Annotated in this window: 1 protein-coding gene; it reads right to left on the reverse strand. The window is 56.3% G+C overall.

What is annotated here, in order from left to right:
- The coding region (locus tag AC1RO3_RS08800; RefSeq protein WP_481764049.1) for a hypothetical protein at nucleotides 1–373 on the reverse strand (373 nt) is incomplete at both ends.

Genomic DNA, 373 nt, shown 5'->3' on the forward strand with positions numbered 1-373 from the left:
CAGCTTCGGGGGTGCCTGAACATTCTGGAATGCAGCAGGCAGGAAGCGTGCGGCACGCTTGAACATACGTGCAACCGGATCAAGCTTCGTGAGTTCAACACTCTTTACCACACCGGACTTCAGCTTCACATCTTGCGAAACGGACACGACGCGCACCGCAAGTGCGCCAGTGTCTTTCTTCTTGTTGGCGCGAAGCACCAGCTTGAAGGTTTTGTTGGCCGGGAGACGCATGCTACCCTTTACGCCTTCTGCGCGATCAGCGGCCTTTGCCGGGAACTTCTTGTCGTTCGTGGGTTTGAATGTGACGGCAGCGAGCCGTGCCTGAATCGCGAGAAGAGTGCGCATGTCGTAAGCCGCAAGATTGCGCTTTTTC

Source organism: Dellaglioa sp. CoH-57-MRSF-19 (assembly GCF_056781975.1).